At 63.7% G+C, this 16714-nt stretch carries 21 protein-coding genes; 10 read left to right on the top strand and 11 right to left on the bottom strand.

Annotation, left to right across the window (positions count from 1 at the left end; all coding sequences use genetic code 11):
• Positions 1-408 precede the first annotated feature (408 nt).
• Positions 409-1647: an MFS transporter gene (locus tag A3840_RS05140; RefSeq protein WP_067453061.1), complete on the top strand. Its 1239-nt coding sequence runs from the start codon at positions 409-411 to the stop codon at positions 1645-1647.
• Here the strand turns inward: A3840_RS05140 and A3840_RS05135 are convergent.
• From A3840_RS05135 to A3840_RS05125, 3 genes are read right to left on the bottom strand one after another with little or no spacing between them, the layout of a single operon-like run.
• Positions 1644-2456, bottom strand: coding sequence for a CPBP family intramembrane glutamic endopeptidase (locus tag A3840_RS05135; RefSeq protein WP_067452906.1), 813 nt, complete (start codon positions 2454-2456; stop codon positions 1644-1646). The two genes, A3840_RS05140 and A3840_RS05135, sit on opposite strands and share 4 nt — an antisense overlap.
• Before the next feature lie 14 nt (positions 2457-2470).
• Entirely contained in the window at positions 2471-3313 is an 843-nt protein-coding gene (locus A3840_RS05130) for a CPBP family intramembrane glutamic endopeptidase (protein ID WP_067452903.1), read from the bottom strand.
• Positions 3306-3902 carry a TetR/AcrR family transcriptional regulator gene (locus A3840_RS05125; protein ID WP_067452900.1) on the bottom strand — a complete coding sequence of 199 codons (597 nt, stop codon included), beginning with the start codon at positions 3900-3902 and terminating at the stop codon, positions 3306-3308. Before A3840_RS05125 ends, A3840_RS05130 begins: the two co-directional genes overlap by 8 nt.
• Positions 3903-4132: 230 nt before the next feature.
• On the opposite strand from A3840_RS05125, the gene rpsD reads away from it, so the two are divergent.
• Both rpsD and A3840_RS05115 read left to right on the top strand, forming a co-directional pair.
• Entirely contained in the window at positions 4133-4750 is a 618-nt protein-coding gene (rpsD, locus tag A3840_RS05120) for a 30S ribosomal protein S4 (protein WP_067452897.1), read from the top strand.
• A gap of 221 nt (positions 4751-4971) precedes the next feature.
• Positions 4972-5391, top strand: coding sequence for a VOC family protein (locus A3840_RS05115; protein WP_067452894.1), 420 nt, complete (start codon positions 4972-4974; stop codon positions 5389-5391).
• Between the two features lie 212 nt (positions 5392-5603).
• On the opposite strand, the gene sbmA is transcribed toward A3840_RS05115, so the two are convergent.
• The gene (gene sbmA, locus A3840_RS05110) at positions 5604-6920 is read right to left on the bottom strand and encodes a peptide antibiotic transporter SbmA (RefSeq protein WP_067452891.1); all 1317 of its coding nucleotides are present in this window, start codon (positions 6918-6920) and stop codon (positions 5604-5606) included.
• Between the two features lie 177 nt (positions 6921-7097).
• On the opposite strand from sbmA, the gene ttcA reads away from it, so the two are divergent.
• The 5 genes from ttcA to A3840_RS05085 all read left to right on the top strand — a co-directional run bounded on the left by ttcA (position 7098) and on the right by A3840_RS05085 (position 10261).
• Positions 7098-7955 carry a tRNA 2-thiocytidine(32) synthetase TtcA gene (gene ttcA, locus A3840_RS05105; protein WP_425388837.1) on the top strand — a complete coding sequence of 286 codons (858 nt, stop codon included), beginning with the start codon at positions 7098-7100 and terminating at the stop codon, positions 7953-7955.
• A 4-nt stretch (positions 7956-7959) separates the two neighbouring features.
• Positions 7960-8772: an inositol monophosphatase family protein gene (locus A3840_RS05100; RefSeq protein WP_067452885.1), complete on the top strand. Its 813-nt coding sequence runs from the start codon at positions 7960-7962 to the stop codon at positions 8770-8772.
• A 189-nt stretch (positions 8773-8961) separates the two neighbouring features.
• A complete protein-coding gene (locus A3840_RS05095; protein WP_067452883.1) occupies positions 8962-9276 on the top strand; it encodes an ArsR/SmtB family transcription factor in 315 nt (104 codons plus the stop codon).
• Positions 9273-9596 carry an SRPBCC family protein gene (locus A3840_RS05090; protein WP_067452880.1) on the top strand — a complete coding sequence of 108 codons (324 nt, stop codon included), beginning with the start codon at positions 9273-9275 and terminating at the stop codon, positions 9594-9596. Before A3840_RS05095 ends, A3840_RS05090 begins: the two co-directional genes overlap by 4 nt.
• Before the next feature lie 38 nt (positions 9597-9634).
• Positions 9635-10261: an ATP-dependent Clp protease proteolytic subunit gene (locus A3840_RS05085; RefSeq protein ID WP_067452877.1), complete on the top strand. Its 627-nt coding sequence runs from the start codon at positions 9635-9637 to the stop codon at positions 10259-10261.
• 3 nt (positions 10262-10264) lie between these two features.
• Here the strand turns inward: A3840_RS05085 and A3840_RS05080 are convergent, their stop codons facing one another.
• Positions 10265-11521 (bottom strand): multidrug effflux MFS transporter, encoded by a 1257-nt coding sequence (locus A3840_RS05080; RefSeq protein WP_067452874.1) that lies wholly within the window; start codon positions 11519-11521, stop codon positions 10265-10267.
• 109 nt (positions 11522-11630) lie between these two features.
• Positions 11631-12845 (bottom strand): MFS transporter, encoded by a 1215-nt coding sequence (locus tag A3840_RS05075; protein WP_067453058.1) that lies wholly within the window; start codon positions 12843-12845, stop codon positions 11631-11633.
• A 146-nt stretch (positions 12846-12991) separates the two neighbouring features.
• Here A3840_RS05075 and A3840_RS05070 point away from each other — a divergent pair, with 146 nt between their 5' ends.
• Together A3840_RS05070 and A3840_RS05065 are read left to right on the top strand one after the other, a co-directional pair.
• Positions 12992-13279, top strand: coding sequence for a Dabb family protein (locus A3840_RS05070; RefSeq protein WP_067452871.1), 288 nt, complete (start codon positions 12992-12994; stop codon positions 13277-13279).
• Positions 13280-13284: 5 nt separating this feature from the next.
• Complete coding sequence (locus A3840_RS05065) at positions 13285-14241, top strand: GNAT family N-acetyltransferase (RefSeq protein WP_165603124.1); 957 nt, start codon at positions 13285-13287, stop codon at positions 14239-14241.
• A 30-nt stretch (positions 14242-14271) separates the two neighbouring features.
• Here A3840_RS05065 and grxD read toward each other — a convergent pair whose 3' ends face one another.
• From grxD to A3840_RS05040, 5 genes are all read right to left on the bottom strand, one after another.
• Positions 14272-14607, bottom strand: coding sequence for a Grx4 family monothiol glutaredoxin (gene grxD, locus A3840_RS05060; RefSeq protein ID WP_067452865.1), 336 nt, complete (start codon positions 14605-14607; stop codon positions 14272-14274).
• A gap of 105 nt (positions 14608-14712) precedes the next feature.
• Complete coding sequence (locus A3840_RS05055; protein ID WP_131798253.1) at positions 14713-15411, bottom strand: HAD-IA family hydrolase; 699 nt, start codon at positions 15409-15411, stop codon at positions 14713-14715.
• A complete protein-coding gene (locus A3840_RS05050) occupies positions 15383-15703 on the bottom strand; it encodes a DUF6665 family protein (protein ID WP_245676550.1) in 321 nt (106 codons plus the stop codon). Before A3840_RS05050 ends, A3840_RS05055 begins: the two co-directional genes overlap by 29 nt.
• Positions 15703-15936, bottom strand: a complete 234-nt coding sequence (locus tag A3840_RS05045) for a BolA family protein (RefSeq protein ID WP_067453053.1) — start codon at positions 15934-15936, stop codon at positions 15703-15705. The genes A3840_RS05050 and A3840_RS05045 overlap by 1 nt, the downstream gene beginning before the upstream one ends.
• Before the next feature lie 118 nt (positions 15937-16054).
• On the bottom strand, positions 16055-16651 hold the full coding sequence (locus A3840_RS05040; RefSeq protein WP_067452859.1) for a hypothetical protein: 597 nt from the start codon (positions 16649-16651) through the stop codon (positions 16055-16057).
• Positions 16652-16714: the final 63 nt, after the last annotated feature.

Here is a 16714-nt window from a genome sequence, read left to right as displayed (position 1 = left end):
CTCGGGTTCGACCCGAGGGCGTTTGCGATACACCCGAGACAAAGAACCCTCGGGTCAAGCCCGAGGGTGACGATCCAGCTTGGCTTAGATGCCCTTAAAGCAGTCCACATTGAGCTGGAATCACGGCCCCACCGCCACCCTCCCCCTTGCGGGGAGGGCAAGCAAAGCTTGGGTCCAAAGGACCCTAGCGGCGCTCGGGAGGGGGGCGCCGTCGTCAGGCGCCGCCGCTCGTCGGAACCGCCTCACCCCCGCCCAGCTCCGCTAAGCCAGCGGCTAAGCTGCGCTACCCTCCCCTCAAAGGGGGAGGGTGGGGAAAGAGCCGATGCTTCACGCGCATGCCAGGCTCGCCGATACTCGGCCCCAAATCCCCTTTGACCGCCCATCGCCGAAATGCGATGGCAGGGCATCATGAGCACTCCCGCCTCCGCCGAACCGTCCAAATACGCCTTTCACTATCGCGGCTTCCGCTTTTTCTGGCTCACCACCCTGTTCGTCAGCTTCGCCGTGCAGATCATGGCGGTGTCGGTGGCCTGGCAGGTTTATGACGTCACCGGCAATGCCTTTCTGCTCGGCGTGGTGGGCCTCTGCCTCTTCGCGCCGGCTCTGCTGCTGATCCTGGTCACCGGGCTCACCGCCGACCGCTTCAGCCGTCGCGGCATCATGCGGATCTGTCTTCTGGTCGAGGCTGCCTGCGCCCTGGGCTTTTTCCTGCTCGCCAATGCCGATGCCGACCAGATCTGGCCCATCTTCGCCATTCTGTTCCTCCTGGGCACGGCCCGCGCCTTCTGGGGGCCGGCGGCGCAATCGCTGGCGCCCAATATCGTGCCGCCGCAGGCCCTGGCCAATGCCATCACCGCCAATGCCTCGGCCTGGCAATTCGCCTCGATCATGGGGCCGGCCGCCGGTGGCCTGCTCTATGGCATTTCCGCCGAAACCGCCTTCGGGGTGGCCGCCGGGCTGATCCTGGTTGCCGTGATCATGGTATCGCTCATTCCGCGCCCGGCCCAATTGCGGCAGGCGCAGGCCAAGAGCCTCGAAACCCTGCTCGGCGGTTTCCGCTACATCTTTTCCAACCGCGTCGTCCTGGGCGCGATGTCGCTCGACATGTTCGCCGTCATGGCCGGCGGTGCGGTGGCTTTGATGCCGATCTATGCCAAGGATATCCTCAATGCCGGGCCGGAAGAGCTGGGCCTGCTGCGCGCCGCGCCGGGCATCGGCGCGCTGGTCATGGCGTTTTGGCTGATGCGCCATCCGGTGCGCGACCATGCGGGCAAGCTGCTGTTCCTGTTCGTGGCGCTTTTCGGTGCCTTCACCGTCATCTTCGGCCTCTCCACCAATGTCTGGCTCTCCATGGCCGCCCTGGCGCTGGTCGGGGCCGCCGACATGGTCAGCGTCACCATCCGCGAGACCATCATGCAGCTCTGGACGCCCGAGGCGGTGCGCGGGCGCGTCAATGCGGTCAATTCCGTCTTTGTCGGCGCGTCCAACGAATTGGGCGATTTCCGCGCCGGCACCGTGGCCCACCTGTTCGGGCCGGTTCCGGCGGCGATCATGGGTGGCGTCGGTGCCATGATCATCGCCGGCGCCTGGGCACGGTTATTCCCCGAACTGCTCCACCAGCGCAGCCTCGACAAGAGGATGGCCTAAACCGGCTTTGCGCTCCAGTTGACCTTGTCGCGGTAGAAGTGCTCGACGATGGGGATGACCAGCGAGAAGGGCACCACGCCGAGCGCGATGACCTGCAGCCAGAACAGGCCTTCGATGGCGAAATGGCCGCGCTCGGCATGCATCAGCAATTGCGCCGTGGTCTGGAAGGCCAGGTGAATGCCGATCGTGCTCCAGAGCGAGCCGGTAATGATCCGCACCGCGCCCAGCACGGCGGCCATCACATAGAACATGGAGGCATGCATCACATCGATGCCGCCAGCGGAGATGAGCCAGAGCGCCACGCCCCAGGAGCCGAACAGGCTCGCCTGGACCGTCACCGCCAGCCAGGGTTGCAGCAGCCGGCCCAGATTGGTCTGCAGATAGCCGCGAAACCCCAATTCCTCCGGCAGCGCTTCGAGCAGGAAGACCAGCAGGATCAGCAGCGGCACGAAGGCGAGAATGTCGCCCCATGAAGCCAGCGGGCGGATGTCCACGAGGCCCAGGGCCAGGCAGATGCCAAGACCGACGAGGAAGGGTCCGGACCAGGCCAGAATCCCCACCAGCAGCGGCTTCAGCGCCGAGAGATCGAGCGCCAGGCCGAGTTCGGCAAACGGCTTCCTGTCCACCAGGCGCTGCACCATGATGATGAAGGGCACCACGAGCAGGCTGCTCAGCACGGCCATGAACATATGCCGGGCGAGATCGTATTCGGGCCCGAACAGCAGCACCGCCAATTGCGTCTTGCCGGCAAAGAGCGCCAGCAGCGCCATCCAGACCAGGCAGATGCGGATGATGATGGATTGGGGCATGGGCGAATTCCGGTTCAGGGCAGGGCCAGGGCGGCGAGCATGCCGGCCTCGGGGGCGGTATGGGCGAGAAAGGCCGGCCAGAGGCTGCCGGTCAGCGTGCGGATCCAGCCCAGCACCAGTCCCATGACGAAGGCGAAACTCAGCCAGACGGGATCGAAGCCCAGCACCCCGTCTGTAAAGGTGATGCCATGGACCAGCCCGAACAGCCAGGCGGTCAGCACCACGCCCCAGCCGATCCTGGTGCCGCCGAAAGCCCAATGCCGCGCGAAGACCCGGTCCAGCAGCGCCAGCATGAAGCCGCGAAAGGCGATTTCTTCCACCAGATTGGCGTGGGACAGATCGAACAGCACCCGTTCGAGGCTCAGCCCGCCCGCCATGCGGCCCGGCGCCACGCCCGCCAGCAGGAAGCCGGCCAGGGCGAGAATGGCGATATTGACGGCGGCAATGGCCAGCGTTCCGGGCCGGACCTGCCAGGTCCAGCCGATTGCCCGCCTTTGCGCCGGCGCGAGCAGCGCGATGACGCCCAGCATCCAGACCAGATCCAGCGTTTTGCCCTGCCAGTTCCAGTCCAGCCCGGCAAAGGGTCCGAAGCGGGGCAGGGTCAGCACGAAAAGGTTGAGCGCATAGACCAGCGCTACCAGCGCAATGGCAATCCAGCGCTCCCGTTCGCCTCGCGCGCCGATGGCCGCGAGCGGCAGGAAGGCCAGCAGCGTCAATCCGGCCAGCAATGCCGCCGACGCCACCCATGGCCCCAGTTCCACGCCCCGGCCCGTGAGGATGAGCACGAGGCCCATCAGCGCCAGCACCAGCAGCGGCGGCGCGAACAGGCGTGGGGCCGGGCCGGCGGGCTCAGCCATGGCCGCCCGCCCGCACCGCGCGGCCGAACAGGGCGATCAGCTCGGCGGCGAAAAGATCGAGATCGGTCCGCGGGTCATTGGCCCAGCGGCTCAGCGTGCCCTCGATGGCGCCGGCAATGGTGGTGGCCATTGCATCGGCGTCGAAGGTGGTGAAGCTGCCATCGGCCTGGCCCTCCTTCAGCCAGTCGCGCAGCAGCTCGTGCTCCTCGATCTCGACACGGGCGATGTAATCGGGCGCCGCGCCGGTGCCGACATGGCTGAGCGCGATATGGGCAATGGCCAGCAATTCCTCGCGGTGGGCCTCCATATAGGCCAATTGGCCGCCGATATAGGCCGCGATGCGCCCCCAGCTGTCCTCGGCCCGCTCGATCTCGGGCAGGATGGCCGCCTCGATCCGCGCACCGATCGTGGCGAAGAGCTGGCGGAAGATTTCCGCCTTGCCGTCGAAATGATAGGAGATGACGCTCTTGGAAATGCCGGCCTCGGCCGCGATGCGCGACAGCGAGGTCTGCGCGACGCCATGGCGGGCCAGCACGCTGATCGTGGCGTCGATGATCTGCCGCCGCCGCTGTTCCTCGATGAAAGACATGGCATTCCAAAAATAGACCGATTGGCCTGATTTTGGACCGGATGGCCTGAAAGTCAAGAGAAAGCGCCGCCGCGCTTGACTCTCCGGCGCTCCGCCTCTAAGACGCGCCCACCTATTCCGGCCTTCGGGCCCATAGGCGCACCCGGGATTCTCTGTTGGGAGTCTGTCGGCCTCGCGAAAGCGGGGCAGAGGAGGGCGCGATCCGTTCAACGTTTGAAGAAGGATACGCGATGTCGAAGCGTCATTCCGCGAAGTACAAGATTGACCGCCGCCTTGGCGAAAACATCTGGGGCCGTCCGAAGTCCCCGCTCAATGCCCGTGCCTATGGCCCCGGCCAGCATGGCCAGCGCCGCAAGGGCAAGCTCTCGGACTATGGTCTGCAGCTGCGCGCCAAGCAGAAGCTCAAGGGCTATTACGGCTCGATCACCGAGAAGGGCTTCCGCCGTCTCTATGACGAAGCCAACCGCCGCAAGGGCGATACCGGTGAAAACCTGATCGGCCTGCTCGAATCGCGCCTGGACGCCATCGTCTACCGCGCCAAGTTCGTGCCGACCGTCTTTGCCGCCCGCCAGTTCGTGTCCCATGGCCACGTGCTCGTCAACGGCAAGCGCGTCAACATCCCGTCCTACCAGGTCAAGATCGGCGACAAGATCGAAGTGCGCGAGCGCTCCAAGCAGCTGACCGTGGTTCTGGAAGCCAACCAGCTGGCCGAGCGTGACGTTCCCGATTACGTCGAAGTCGACCACAACAAGCAGGTCGCCACCTATGTGCGCGTGCCCGCTCTGTCGGACGTGCCCTATCCGGTCCAGATGGAACCGAACCTGGTCGTCGAATTCTACTCGCGCTAAGCGAACCGACCCGGAAGAATTGCAAAGGGCCGCTCTTCGGAGCGGCCCTTTTGTTTGCGCGCTGCGGCCGGAATGGGTACAATCCCGCTGTCAGAAAAGGAGAGGTCGGTGCGGTTAGCCCGGCCCCCGCGCAGGCGGGTCCTGGCCTTGCCCCTGGGCAGTGAGTCCCGTGGCCTTTATCGACCGCGCATGGTGCGCGGCGAACCAAAGGTAATGGATCCATGCAACAGCAAATGGCCGTTCTCACACTCGGCAGCACCGATCTCGATCGCGCAAAGCGCTTTTATCTCAATGGCTTCGGCTGGAAGCCTGTCTTCGAGAATCCGGAAATCATCTTCTACCAGATGAATGGTTTCGTGCTCGGTCTCTTCCTCAAATCGGCGCTGGAAACCGATATGGGGCGTTCCGGCCTCGTCAGTCCGGGCGCCTATGCGCTGGCGCATAATGTGCGCAGCCAGGAAGAGGTCGCCCCGCTCATGCAGCAACTCCTCGCCGCCGGCGGCACCCTGCTGCGCCCCGCCGACGCACCGCCCCATGGCGGCTATCGCGGCTATGTCGCCGATCCCGACGACCACGCCTGGGAAATCGCCTGGAACCCGCAATGGCCCATCAGCCCCGAGGGCTATGTGACGTTCCGCTAGAGCGGTTCACGAGAGCACTCGGTGCTGGAGTTCGCACCATGTCATCCCCGCGCAAGCGGGGACCTCCGTTTCAAACAGCGGTTCCCGCCTTCGCGGGAATGACCCGGTGGGGGAACTTACCCTTCCAGCCTCACCCCACCCCACCCCACCCACCGCTCGTCACCCTCGGGCTTGACCCGAGGGCGATGCGATGCTTGGAGGCGGAGGCGCTTTTACAGCCCTGCCGGCACCCCCTCCTTGCCTTGGTCGCGATCCGTAGGCAGGGGCTCGAATTCCGCATCGGTGGCGACATAGCGCGGGTCGTCGTAATCGACACCGGAGATCGCGTCGGGCGGAATATTGGCCTCGAAGGTGCGCAAGCGCTTATAGACCGAGATCAGCGAGATGATCGTGGTCCAGGAATTGGCCAGGAAGCGGAAGGAGCTGTCCACCTGGTCGAAGGCATTGCTGACCTGCTGGAACAGGCCGAAGGTCAGCGCGCCGGCGGCGATGGAGGGCGACATGGCGATCAGCGGCACGAAATTGGCGCCTTGGAGGTAAACGTAGCGCGCTACGTTGAAGTAGAGATAGTGCCCATAGAGCCGGAAATAATTGCGCTGCACGCCGAGGAAGAATTCCTTGGTGTCGAGCGGGCGGGCTCTTTCGTGATGGTCTTCGCCATAGACCAGTTCCTTGCGGAACGCGGCTTCCACGCGCTGGTTCTGGAATTCCAGGCCCGGCAGCTTGATGCCGACCAGGCCCAGCAGCAGCGTGCCGGCCATGGCCGACATCAGCGCCACCCAGACCAGGCTCCCGTTGACGGGGCCGATCAGCGGCAATTCCGTGATGTTCTGCGATAGCTGCCAGAGCAGCGGCAGGAAGACCAGCAGCGTCATGATCGAGCCGACCAGGGACACGGCCAGTCCCTCGACGATATTGGCGAAGCGCTGGGTATCTTCCTGGATACGCTGGGAGGCGCCTTCCACCCCGCGCAGGCGGGGCCAATGGCTCATGTAGAAGAAGGTCATCGCCCGCCGCCAGCGGAACAGGTAATGGGCGATGAAGAAGGCGTTCAGCACCAGGATGGCGATGCGCGGCAGCAGCACGATCAGCACGGTGGACAATTCGCCATAGATGGTTTCCAGCGAAACGCTGCCGGGATTTTGCAGCGCCCCCTGGAACATGTTGTAGAATTCGCCATACCAGGCATTCATCCACGCGCTGGCCTGCACGTCGAAGAACACCACTTCCACGATGGTGACGCTGCCCACGACCGACCACCAATACCAGCGCCGATTGTCCCCCAGCCAGTACCAGGGGATGCAGAACAGATATCCGGCCATGATGACATATTGGTAGAGCCAGACCCGGTCCGGCGTCAGGAACACATCCGGATCGGCCTCGGTGGGTGCCTGCCCGATTACGGGGCCAAGGCTGATCAGATTGGCAAGCGCGGGGCCTATGGTGAACCAGATCGCGATGGCGATGGCCGTCCAGGCGAGCGCGGCCGTGAAAAACACTTTGGGATTGGGGAAGAAAGAGCGAAACACCGCATGCTCCAGGGTGTCGGAAGGAGGCCCGATCTAACTGCCGTAAAGCGGAGAAAACAAGGACGACAACTTAAGCTTTGGTAAGATTGTGCTGTAACGCTTTGGCTTTCCATCGCCGCCCAACGGCGTTATCAGCTAGCCGACCGATCAAACGAGAGTTTTGCCATGAGTGCGGCGATGGAAACCCCCGCCATGCCGGAAGACGAGGCCGATGCCTCCGGCGCGCATCCCATTTTTGCCAATGCGCCGCGTTCGGTCGAGTTCAACAAGCTGCGCAAGCGTCTCATTCGCAACGTCCGCGAGGCGCTGGACAAGTTCGCCATGGTGCGGCCGGGCGAGAAATGGCTGATCGCGCTGTCCGGCGGCAAGGATTCCTATGGCCTGCTGGCGCTCCTGCTCGATCTCAAATGGCGGGGCCTCCTGCCGGTCGAATTGCTGGCCTGCAATCTCGATCAGGGCCAACCGAATTTTCCCAAGCATATCCTGCCCGAATTTCTCACCGGGCTCGGCATCGAGCACCGCATCGAATATCAGGACACCTATTCGATCGTCACCGACAAGCTGCCGGCCGGCGCCACCTATTGCTCGCTCTGCTCGCGGCTGCGGCGCGGCAATCTCTATCGCATCGCGCGGGAGGAGGGCTGCTCTGCGCTGGTCCTGGGCCATCATCGTGACGACAGCCTCGAAACCTTCTTCATGAACCTCTTCCATGGCGGCAAGCTGGCCGCCATGCCGCCCAAGCTGGTCAATGACGAGGGCGATCTCGAAGTGCTGCGGCCGCTGATCTATTGCGCCGAGGAAGATTTGCAGCGCTTTTCCGATGCCATGGCTTTCCCCATCATTCCCTGTGACCTCTGCGGCAGCCAGGACGGCTTGCAGCGCAATGTCACCAAGGCCATGCTGACCGACATGGAAAAAGCCATGCCCGGCCGCAAGGACGTGATGATCCGCGCTTTGGGCAATATCAATCCGAGCCATATGCTCGACCCGCGCCTCTTCGATTTCGCGGGCCTCTCCATCCAGCCGAAGGAATAGACGCATGAATATCGACCGCCTGGCCGCCATCCTCAAGCAGGCCGCCAAGCAGGAGATCGTGCCGCGCTTCCGGCGGCTCGACGAGGGCATGATCCAGACCAAGACCGGCGCCTTCGACCTGGTCACCGAGGCCGACACCAATGCCGAGCGGGTCATCACTGCGGCGATCCGCGATCATTCCCCCGATATTCTGGTCATTGGCGAGGAAGCCGTCGCCGCCAATCCGCGCCTCCTGGACTCGAGCCTCGAGGACCGGATCGTCATCTATGTCGATCCGGTCGACGGCACGGCCAATTTCGCCGGCGGCCTGCCGCTATTCGCGGTCATGGCGGCCGTGGTGCAGAATGGCGAGCCGGTGGCCGGCGTCATCTACGATCCCATGGGCGACGATTTCCTCATGGCGGAAAAGGGCTGCGGCACCTGGCAGGTCTTTCCCGATGGCCGCCGCATCCGCATGAAATATGCCGATCCGGTGCCGCTGGCCGAAATGGGCGGCCTGGCCTCGACGGCCTTCTTCCCGCTCGAGCAGCGCCGCACCATCCTCGGCAATCTGGCCAAGGTGAAGATGAGCGCCAATTATCGTTGCGCCGGGCACGAATATCGCTTCGCCGCCGGCGGCAATGTGCATTTTCTCGCCTATGGCAAGCTCATGCCCTGGGATCACGTGGCCGGCGCCCTGATGATGCGCGAGGCCGGCGCCCATGTCGCCAAGTTCGACGGCTCGCCCTATCGCCCCGGCGATCTGGGCGGCGGCCTGCTGGTCGCTCCCGACCAGGCAAGCTGGACCGAACTGCGCCGCGAAGTGTTCGCGATCTAGCCGGGCAGGGGCCTTCGCGCCCCAGCCACCCACCGGCCGCGCCCTCACCCATCCACCGGCTCGCGCACTCACCCCCACACAGGTCGTCACCCTCGGGCTTGACCCGAGGGCTCTTACCCGGCGCGCTCACCGGCTGGCTCATGCCGCCCCCCTTGCCACGACTCATAAGTCTATGCTTATCTGACTTTCATGAGCGAGACCGAAATCTTCAGGGCCCTGGCCGATCCGACCCGCCGCGCCATTCTCGAGCGCCTCGCCGGCGCCGAGATGAATGCCACCGATCTGCGGGCCGGCTTTGCCATTACCCAGCCGGCCATGTCGCAGCATCTGGCGGTGCTGCGCGGGGCGGGGCTGATCAGCGAGCGCCGCGAGGGCCGCTACAGCCATTACCGCATCGCGCGCGACGGTTTCGCGCCGCTGCACGATTGGCTCGGCCGCTATCGCGATTTCTGGCCCAGCCGCATCGACAATCTCAAAGACCTGCTCAGGGAGATGGACCAATGAGCGACGCCGAGAGCGAACTGGTTTTCGAGACCGTTCTCGATGCGCCGCCGGAGAAAATCTGGCGGGCGCTGACCATCCCCGAATATCGCGATCGCTGGTTGCGGAAGCCGGATGACGTTAGCCTCTGTCTGGAGGCAGTCAGCGTTAACAGTCTGCTGACCTATCGCTGGAAAGAGCGAGACGAGGAGAGCCTCGTGACAATCGAGCTGACCCCGCACGAAAATGGCGGCACCGGCTTCCGGCTGACCCATGCGCCGCTCGTCATTCCGGCGGCGGCCAACAGCAATGATGTGGCGCCCACCATGCTGCGCGCCGCCTAAGCCTTTCCCTAACACCTTGAAATCACAGGAGGTCGCCGATGCGCGACATGATGCAACTCGTCCCTATGGTCGTGGAGAATTCCAGCCGCGGCGAACGCGCCTTCGACATCTATTCCCGCCTGCTGCGGGAGCGGATCATCTTCCTCAATGGCCAGATCGAGGACAACATGGCCAGCCTGGTCAGCGCCCAACTGCTGTTCCTCGAAGCAGAAAATCCCAGCAAACCCATATACTTGTACATCAATTCGCCCGGCGGCGTGGTCACGGCCGGTCTCGCCATCTACGATACGATGCAATTCATCAAGGCTCCGGTCGGAACCCTGTGCATGGGGCTGGCCGCCTCGGCGGCGACGCTGCTGCTGGCGGCCGGCGCGCCGGGGATGCGCGCCAGTTTGCCCAATGTTTCCATAATGTTACACCAGCCCTCGGGCGGCTATCAGGGCCAGGTCACCGACATCATGATCCATGCCGAGGAGAGCCTGCGCCTCAAGCGGCGCACCAATAATCTCTACGCCAGGCATTGCGGCCGCACCTATGAGGAGGTCGAGGCCGCCCTGGAGCGAGATCGCTACATGTCGCCCGAGGAAGCCCGCAGCTGGGGCCTTGTGGATCATGTCTATAGCGACCGGTCCCAGCTCGAATTGCCGGGACCGACGGGGCAATAGCGCCTAGTGCGCGTCCATCACCGGCGCTGAATCAGGCTTGCTATACTGCTCGCCAACGCCGAAAAGCCGGCCTTTTTCGGCAATCAGAATGCAGATCAGGGCCAAGGCGCCGGTGATGAAATAGCCCATGGCCGTGGGTACGGTCGTGCCATCGAAATGCTGGCCGGTATAGGAGCCGATCAGGGCGCCGCCCACGGTCTGGATGAAGCCGAAGACCGATGCGGCGGTGCCCGCGACATTGCCAAGTGGTTCCATGGACAGCGAATTCATGTTGGCCGACGACCAGCCGAAGCAGAACATGATGATGGCGAGCAGGCTGAAGAACAGCCAGAGCGGCAGCATGTCGTTCACGGCCAGCACCAGCCAGATCCCGGCAAACAAGGTGAAGGCCAGCATCGCCCCATGCGACAGGCGGCGCATGCCGAAGCGCCTGACCACGCGGGAATTGGTGAACGAGGACACCGCCATCAGGCCCGCCATGGCCGCGAAGGCCACGGGGAAATAGACGCCCAGCCCATAGATATCGACATAGATCTGCTGGGCCGAGGTGATGAAGCCGAACAGCGCCCCGAACAGGAACATGCCGGCCAGGCCGTAGAAGATCGCCACGCGATTGGTGAAGACGATGCGGAAGCTGCCCAGGATGCCGCTGAGGCTCAGCGGGCGGCGCTGGTCCAGGGGCAGCGTTTCGGGCAGGCGCATATAGGTCCAGATCCACAGGGCCAGGGCCAATAGCCCCATGAAAATGAAGATGGATTGCCAGGGACCGGTGAGCAGCAGCACCTGGCCGATGCCGGGCGCGATGATGGGAATGGCCATGAAGACCATGAAGGTCAGCGACATGACCTCGGCCATTTCGCGGCCTGAATAGCGGTCGCGCACGACGGCGGTGGAGATGACGCGCACGCTGGCCGCGCCCATGCCCTGGATGAAGCGCAGCACCAGCAGGATGGTGAAATTGGGCGCGAAGGCCGCGACGATGGCCGCGACGACATAGATGCCGACACCAATGAGCAATGGCGCGCGGCGGCCGAAACGGTCGGTCAGCGGGCCGAAGGCCAGGACGGCGATACCCATGCCGAGCATATAGGCGCTGACGACGAATTGCCGTTCGTTCTCGTTCGAAATGCCCAGCGCTTCGCCCATATAGGGCAGGGCGGGGAGCATGACGTCGATGGCCAGGGCATTGACCGCCATCAGGGCGGCGATGAGGGCAATGAATTCAGGGCGGGAAAGAACCCGCGAAAAGTGATCGGACATGTCTGAAACTCGTCATGGCCGCGACGACGGCGACCGGGAGGAATGGTCGGACCATGAACTTCATGACCGGATTTGGCAAGTCTTCAATCGGCATCAACCGATGGAGGAATCATGCCGCCTTGAGCGCGAAGCTGGAATCGGTGCGTTCGTTGATCGGGATGTGAATGGCCGCAGAGGCAAGGCCCAGGATGATGCCCAGATACCAGACCAGGTCATAGGCCCCGGTGAGGTCATAGACATAGCCGCCCAGCCAGACGCCGACAAAGGAGCCGATCTGGTGGCTGAGAAAGGCGATGCCATAGAGCATGCCCATATAGCGCGGCCCGAAGAACAGGCTGACCAGGCCGGCGGTCAGCGGCACGGTGGACAGCCAGAGCAGGCCCATGGCCGCCGCGAAGGCATAGGCGGTGATTTCGCTCACCGGAAACAACAGGAAGGCACCAATGGCGATGGCGCGCAGGAAATAGATCAGGGCCAGCAGCAATTGCTTGGGCAGCCGGCTGCCCAGCCAGCCGGACAGGAGCGAGCCGGCAATGTTGAACAGCCCGATCACCGCAATGGTCCAGGAGCCCACTTCCGGGGAAAGGCCGCATTGCACCAGATAGGCCGGCATATGGACATTGATGAAGGCCAGGTGGAAGCCGCAGACGAAAAAGCCGATGACCAGCAGCCGGTAGGAGCCGTAGCCCCAGGCGCGCGACAGGGCCTGCATGAAGGGCAGGTCGGCCTCGCCGGGCACCGACTCGGCGCGGCCGCGCAGGGCCGCCGACAATGGGATGATCAGCAGCAGCAGCATGGCGATCCACACCAGCGCCATCTGCCAGCCGAAGGCATTGATGAAGCCCTGGCCCAGCGGGGCGAAGATGAACTGGCCGGCCGAGGAGGCCGCCGTGGCGATGCCGAAGACGAAGCTGCGCTTTTCCGCCGGCACGACGCGGCCGAAGGCGGCCATGACGACGCCGAAGGAAGCAATGGCGATGCCGACGCCGGTGACCACGCCGGCGGTCAGCGTCATAGTCAGCGTATCGGGCGAAAACGCCATGCCGAGCACGCCCGCGGCATAGACGATGCCGCCCAGGGCGAGCACGCGCCCGGTGCCGTAGCGGTCGGCCATGCCGCCGGCAAAGGGCTGGGCGAGGCCCCAGACCAGGTTCTGGATGGCCATGGCCATGCCCCATTGCTCGCGGCTGAGTCCGAGATCCTCAGTCACCGGCAGGGTGAAGAGCCCGAACGAGCCGCGGGTGCCGAAGCCGATGGCCGCAATGATGCAGCCCGCGATGATGACCAGCGGAAGCGGGACAGAGGGACGGATGGCGGTGGACATGGGAGGATTCTCCGGCAGGCGCACCAGCATAGGCCGCGTCCCGCCATCACGCAAAACGATAAAACGGAATGGCTTCCATCAGCATTGGTGATGGGTTGACCTCTGCGGCAAAGGCGTGGACAGAGACGCCAGTTCAGGAGCCTCTATTGATCCGCCATATCGTCTTTTTCACCGCCAAGTCCCCGGACAAGGTCGATGCCATTTGCGAGGGCCTGTCCCTCCTGGCCGAAATCCCGCATAGCCTGGCCTTCGAGGTGCGCCGCAACAGCAAGGTCGATCTTTACGGCAATGCGGTCGACGTCGTGGTCTATGCCGAATTCGCCGATCGCGCCGCTTTCGATGCCTATAAGCAGCACCCCAATTACGCCGAAGCCACCCGCCGCGTCCGCCCCCTGCGGGACCAGCGCTACGCCGCCGATATTCAAACGGGATGAAGACTATGCGCCAGCTTGCCGCCAGCCAGTTCGAGTCCGTCGCGGCGCTGGCCGCCGGCATGGCGGAAATTCATGCCAGTATCGCAGCGGTCCTGGCCGGTGTGGCGGCAGGCGCGGTCTGGGTGGATGATGCCGCGCGGCCGGCTGTGGCGATCATCGAAGGGCCCGAAGGCAGCTATCTCCTGGGGAAGCCCGCCGACGCTGTCGCCGCTGCAATAGCGGATTTGCTCGATGACTGGGTCTATCTGCATGTCCCGCCCGGTGCCGATGTCAGCGCCGCGCTGCCGAACCGGGCCATGCTGGCGCATCCGCGCCTGGTGTTCAGCCTCAAGCCGGCGGACCTGCCCGTAATATTGCCGACAGAGCTCACGCTAAGCGCCGATGCCGATGCGATCGGCCACCGGCTTTTCGATGGCGAAATGGAAATCGGGCGCTGCCTGCCCGATCTCGTCATCGGGGCGCGCGCCGAAATCGGCCTTTGGGTCCATCCCAAATATCGGTGCAGGGGGCTTGGTACCTTATTGGTCAAGACGGTGCTGGACGCGGCCCGGGCGCAGGGCATTTCGCGGATCGGCTGGCATTGCCATGCCTCCAATCGCGGCTCGGTGGCCATTGCCCGGCGCTTTGCCGATGCGCCGCCGGTGCAAGCGCTGGCCTATAGCGCCTCGCTTCCTGCCGAAAATGCAGGCGATCTGGACGAGCCACCCTGCCGCCAGTTCGCGCGGCATTTCGAGGCCGGGGAGGCGGAGATCGTCTGGCTGGGTTTTCACGCCGCCTGTGCCTGGGCCGAAGCGGGCGAAACCGGCAAGGCGCTCGATGCCGTGGAACGGTTGGCGCGCAATGGCTGGCAGGGTGAGCCCGGCTGGCTGGCCCACCATTGGGCCTTGGCGAGATTGCAGCAGGAGCCCCGGTTCGCGGCGGCGCTCGAAACGCTGAAAAAGCAAAAGGCCCCGCCGGGTTAGGACAGGGCCTTCAAATTCGGATTCAGGCGATCAGGCGCTCTGCTTGACGGCGATGCCGGCCTGTTCGAAATGGGTCTGCAATTCGCCGGACTGGAACATTTCGCGGGTAATGTCGGCGCCGCCGACGAATTCACCCTTCACGTAGAGCTGGGGAATGGTCGGCCAATTGGTATAGGCCTTGATCCCGTCGCGCAGTTCTTCGCTTTCCAGCACATTGGCGCTGCCGAATTCGACGCCGAGATAGTTCAGAATTTGGACGACCTGGCCGGAAAAACCGCATTGCGGGAAATCCGGGGTGCCCTTCATGAACAGGAACACGTCGTTGTTCTTCACCTGGTCGTCGATGAAGGCGTTGATATCGGTCATGGCGGAGCCTTTCGGAATGCCGGTGTCAAGGGCCGGTGCGTTTGTCTCTAAATAGGGCAGGCGGGCCGTGCTGTCGAGATGAGCATCGGCAAGCGCCGATGATTGTTACTGTGTCGGCGAAAAAAGCCGTTCCGCTATCCAGGGATGGCTCGAAAAATCATCCATGGTGTCGAATTGCATCGCTTCCCAGCCTGCCGCACGGGCGCCTTCGACCACTTTGGGTGTATCGTCGAAGAAGAGAGGCGGTTCGGCCTGCGGGCCAATCTTTCTTATGGCGAAGTCGAAGAAGGCCTTGTCCGGTTTGCGCGCACCGATCCGGGCGGAATAGAACATGTCGTCGAACAGATCATGCAGGCCCAGATGGCTCCAGAGCCAGCTTGCGCGCAGATGTTCCTGATTGGTGGCGATGTAGAGCCTAATGTCATCCCTACCCTTGAGAATACGGATGGCATCAAGCAGCGGCCGATTGAGCTCGCTATCGTTGAGCAGCCAATAATGGTGAAAAACAACGGGGGAGCCGTGATAGCCGAGCGAGGGCAGCCGGCGTTCCAAGGCCTCCATGACCGACATTTCGCCCACCGAGACCTTCTTGACGAAAATGTCGAAGATAAATTCCTTGGTGAAGCGCTCCGGATCGATGCCCATGTCGACCAGCAGGTTTTGATCCCAGCGGCGGCTCAATTCGGGGCGGGCGTGAATTCCGTTGATCAGCACGCCGTCGACATCAAAGAAAACGGCACGGGTCATATTTTCGGCTTTTGGTTCGGCATGCCGCTCATTTGCCCTTGGCTGGGGATGCGCCAAGCCCGGCAAGCACTTCGCTGGGGATATTGAGGTCTTGAATCACCTCATGATGGCGGCGGAAGCCGATCAATTCGCGCTGCACGAAATAGGCCCACACGGCCTGTCGTGCCTCCTCCAGCCAGTGCTGGCGATCTGCGCCGCTGGCCAGTCCCGCCACGGCCTTTTTCACCCGCGCTTCCGCCGCATTGAGCGAACTGGCGCGTTCGGCCATGATCTCATGTTCGAGGGCCGCCGTACCCGCTTCGGGCCGGACCATGCGGATGAGATCGAGGGAATCGCGCAGGCCGGGCATCAGTCCGGAACGTTGGTCTGCAAGGCCAGGGCGTGGAGGGCGCCGCCCATGTCGCCCTGCAAGGCGGCATAGACGAGCTGGTGCTGCTGCACGCGGGATTTGCCGCGGAAGGCTTCGGAAATCACCGTCGCCGCGTAATGATCGCCGTCGCCGGCCAGATCGCGGATTTCGATCCGGGCATCGGGCAGGGCGGCCTTGATGCGGCGCTCGATTTCATTGGCGTCCATAGCCATGTTCTGTCTCCCCGTTTGTCCATTGCCGAGATCGTCCGGCGCATGCCCCTGATATGGCATGCGGGTCGGGCCGCTTCAACCGCGGTGAAGGGGAGAATGCGGAGTGGCGCGGGAACAGCTATTGCGCGGCGGGTTCTTCCTCGGGGACCAGGGTAGCGCCCACGCAGCAATCGGCATCCGAGCGGGTGGCGAAATTGGCGATGATGAAATCGACCAGCGGCCGGGCCTGCGCCGCCTGGTCGGCGGCATACATGCAGTCGAGCGCATAGCCCCGGCCGGACGATACCGCTTCGGTATGCACCAGGGTCAGCGGCATGCCCATGGCCGAATCCGTGCTGGTGCCTTCATAGGTCAGGGCTTCGGCGTCCTGATAGGACGATGTTCCCTTGCTGGTGACGGTGAAGCCCGGCAGCGTTTCGGCCCACGCCGAGGCGATTTCGGCGTCGTCCAGGGCGGAGAGCGCCGTTTGCACCGACCAGTCCGTATCCTCGACCGGCACCACGCGCATGTCGCATTGCAGCGGCGCATCGGGATGATTGATGATCAGCGGCGCATCGCCGCCGCCGCTGGCCACCATCGGGGCCGGATAGATCAGCGTATAGGGCAGGTCGGTGAGCACGGAGCGCGTGATGTTGATTTCCTGGGCCGCCGCCATGATCGGCGTCAGCGCCAGGCCGAAACCCGCCAAGATGGCCAACACGCGCTTGTGTTTCATCGTCCGCTCCTGTTCCGCGACGCCTTTCCCGGAGCAAAGCGCTCCAAAGAAAGGCGAACATAA

The sequence above is a fragment of the Devosia elaeis genome (assembly GCF_001650025.1).
Taxonomy (GTDB): Bacteria; Pseudomonadota; Alphaproteobacteria; order Rhizobiales; family Devosiaceae; genus Devosia; species Devosia elaeis.
Note: the sequence above shows the minus strand (reverse complement) of the source record. Positions and strands in the feature narration are given on the sequence as shown.

Bases quoted from the DNA above. Each gene is read 5' to 3' on its own strand.
- A3840_RS05140 (WP_067453061.1), top strand. From the start codon at position 409: ATGAGCACTCCCGCCTCCGCCGAACCGTCCAAATACGCCTTTCACTAT.
- A3840_RS05135 (WP_067452906.1), bottom strand. From the start codon at position 2,456: ATGCCCCAATCCATCATCATCCGCATCTGCCTGGTCTGGATGGCGCTG.
- A3840_RS05130 (WP_067452903.1), bottom strand. From the start codon at position 3,313: ATGGCTGAGCCCGCCGGCCCGGCCCCACGCCTGTTCGCGCCGCCGCTG.
- A3840_RS05125 (WP_067452900.1), bottom strand. From the start codon at position 3,902: ATGTCTTTCATCGAGGAACAGCGGCGGCGGCAGATCATCGACGCCACG.
- rpsD (WP_067452897.1), top strand. From the start codon at position 4,133: ATGTCGAAGCGTCATTCCGCGAAGTACAAGATTGACCGCCGCCTTGGC.
- A3840_RS05115 (WP_067452894.1), top strand. From the start codon at position 4,972: ATGCAACAGCAAATGGCCGTTCTCACACTCGGCAGCACCGATCTCGAT.
- ttcA (WP_425388837.1), top strand. From the start codon at position 7,098: ATGGAAACCCCCGCCATGCCGGAAGACGAGGCCGATGCCTCCGGCGCG.
- A3840_RS05100 (WP_067452885.1), top strand. From the start codon at position 7,960: ATGAATATCGACCGCCTGGCCGCCATCCTCAAGCAGGCCGCCAAGCAG.
- A3840_RS05095 (WP_067452883.1), top strand. From the start codon at position 8,962: ATGAGCGAGACCGAAATCTTCAGGGCCCTGGCCGATCCGACCCGCCGC.
- A3840_RS05090 (WP_067452880.1), top strand. From the start codon at position 9,273: ATGAGCGACGCCGAGAGCGAACTGGTTTTCGAGACCGTTCTCGATGCG.
- A3840_RS05085 (WP_067452877.1), top strand. From the start codon at position 9,635: ATGCGCGACATGATGCAACTCGTCCCTATGGTCGTGGAGAATTCCAGC.
- A3840_RS05080 (WP_067452874.1), bottom strand. From the start codon at position 11,521: ATGTCCGATCACTTTTCGCGGGTTCTTTCCCGCCCTGAATTCATTGCC.
- A3840_RS05075 (WP_067453058.1), bottom strand. From the start codon at position 12,845: ATGTCCACCGCCATCCGTCCCTCTGTCCCGCTTCCGCTGGTCATCATC.
- A3840_RS05065 (WP_165603124.1), top strand. From the start codon at position 13,285: ATGCGCCAGCTTGCCGCCAGCCAGTTCGAGTCCGTCGCGGCGCTGGCC.
- grxD (WP_067452865.1), bottom strand. From the start codon at position 14,607: ATGACCGATATCAACGCCTTCATCGACGACCAGGTGAAGAACAACGAC.
- A3840_RS05050 (WP_245676550.1), bottom strand. From the start codon at position 15,703: ATGCCCGGCCTGCGCGATTCCCTCGATCTCATCCGCATGGTCCGGCCC.
- A3840_RS05045 (WP_067453053.1), bottom strand. From the start codon at position 15,936: ATGGCTATGGACGCCAATGAAATCGAGCGCCGCATCAAGGCCGCCCTG.
- A3840_RS05040 (WP_067452859.1), bottom strand. From the start codon at position 16,651: ATGAAACACAAGCGCGTGTTGGCCATCTTGGCGGGTTTCGGCCTGGCG.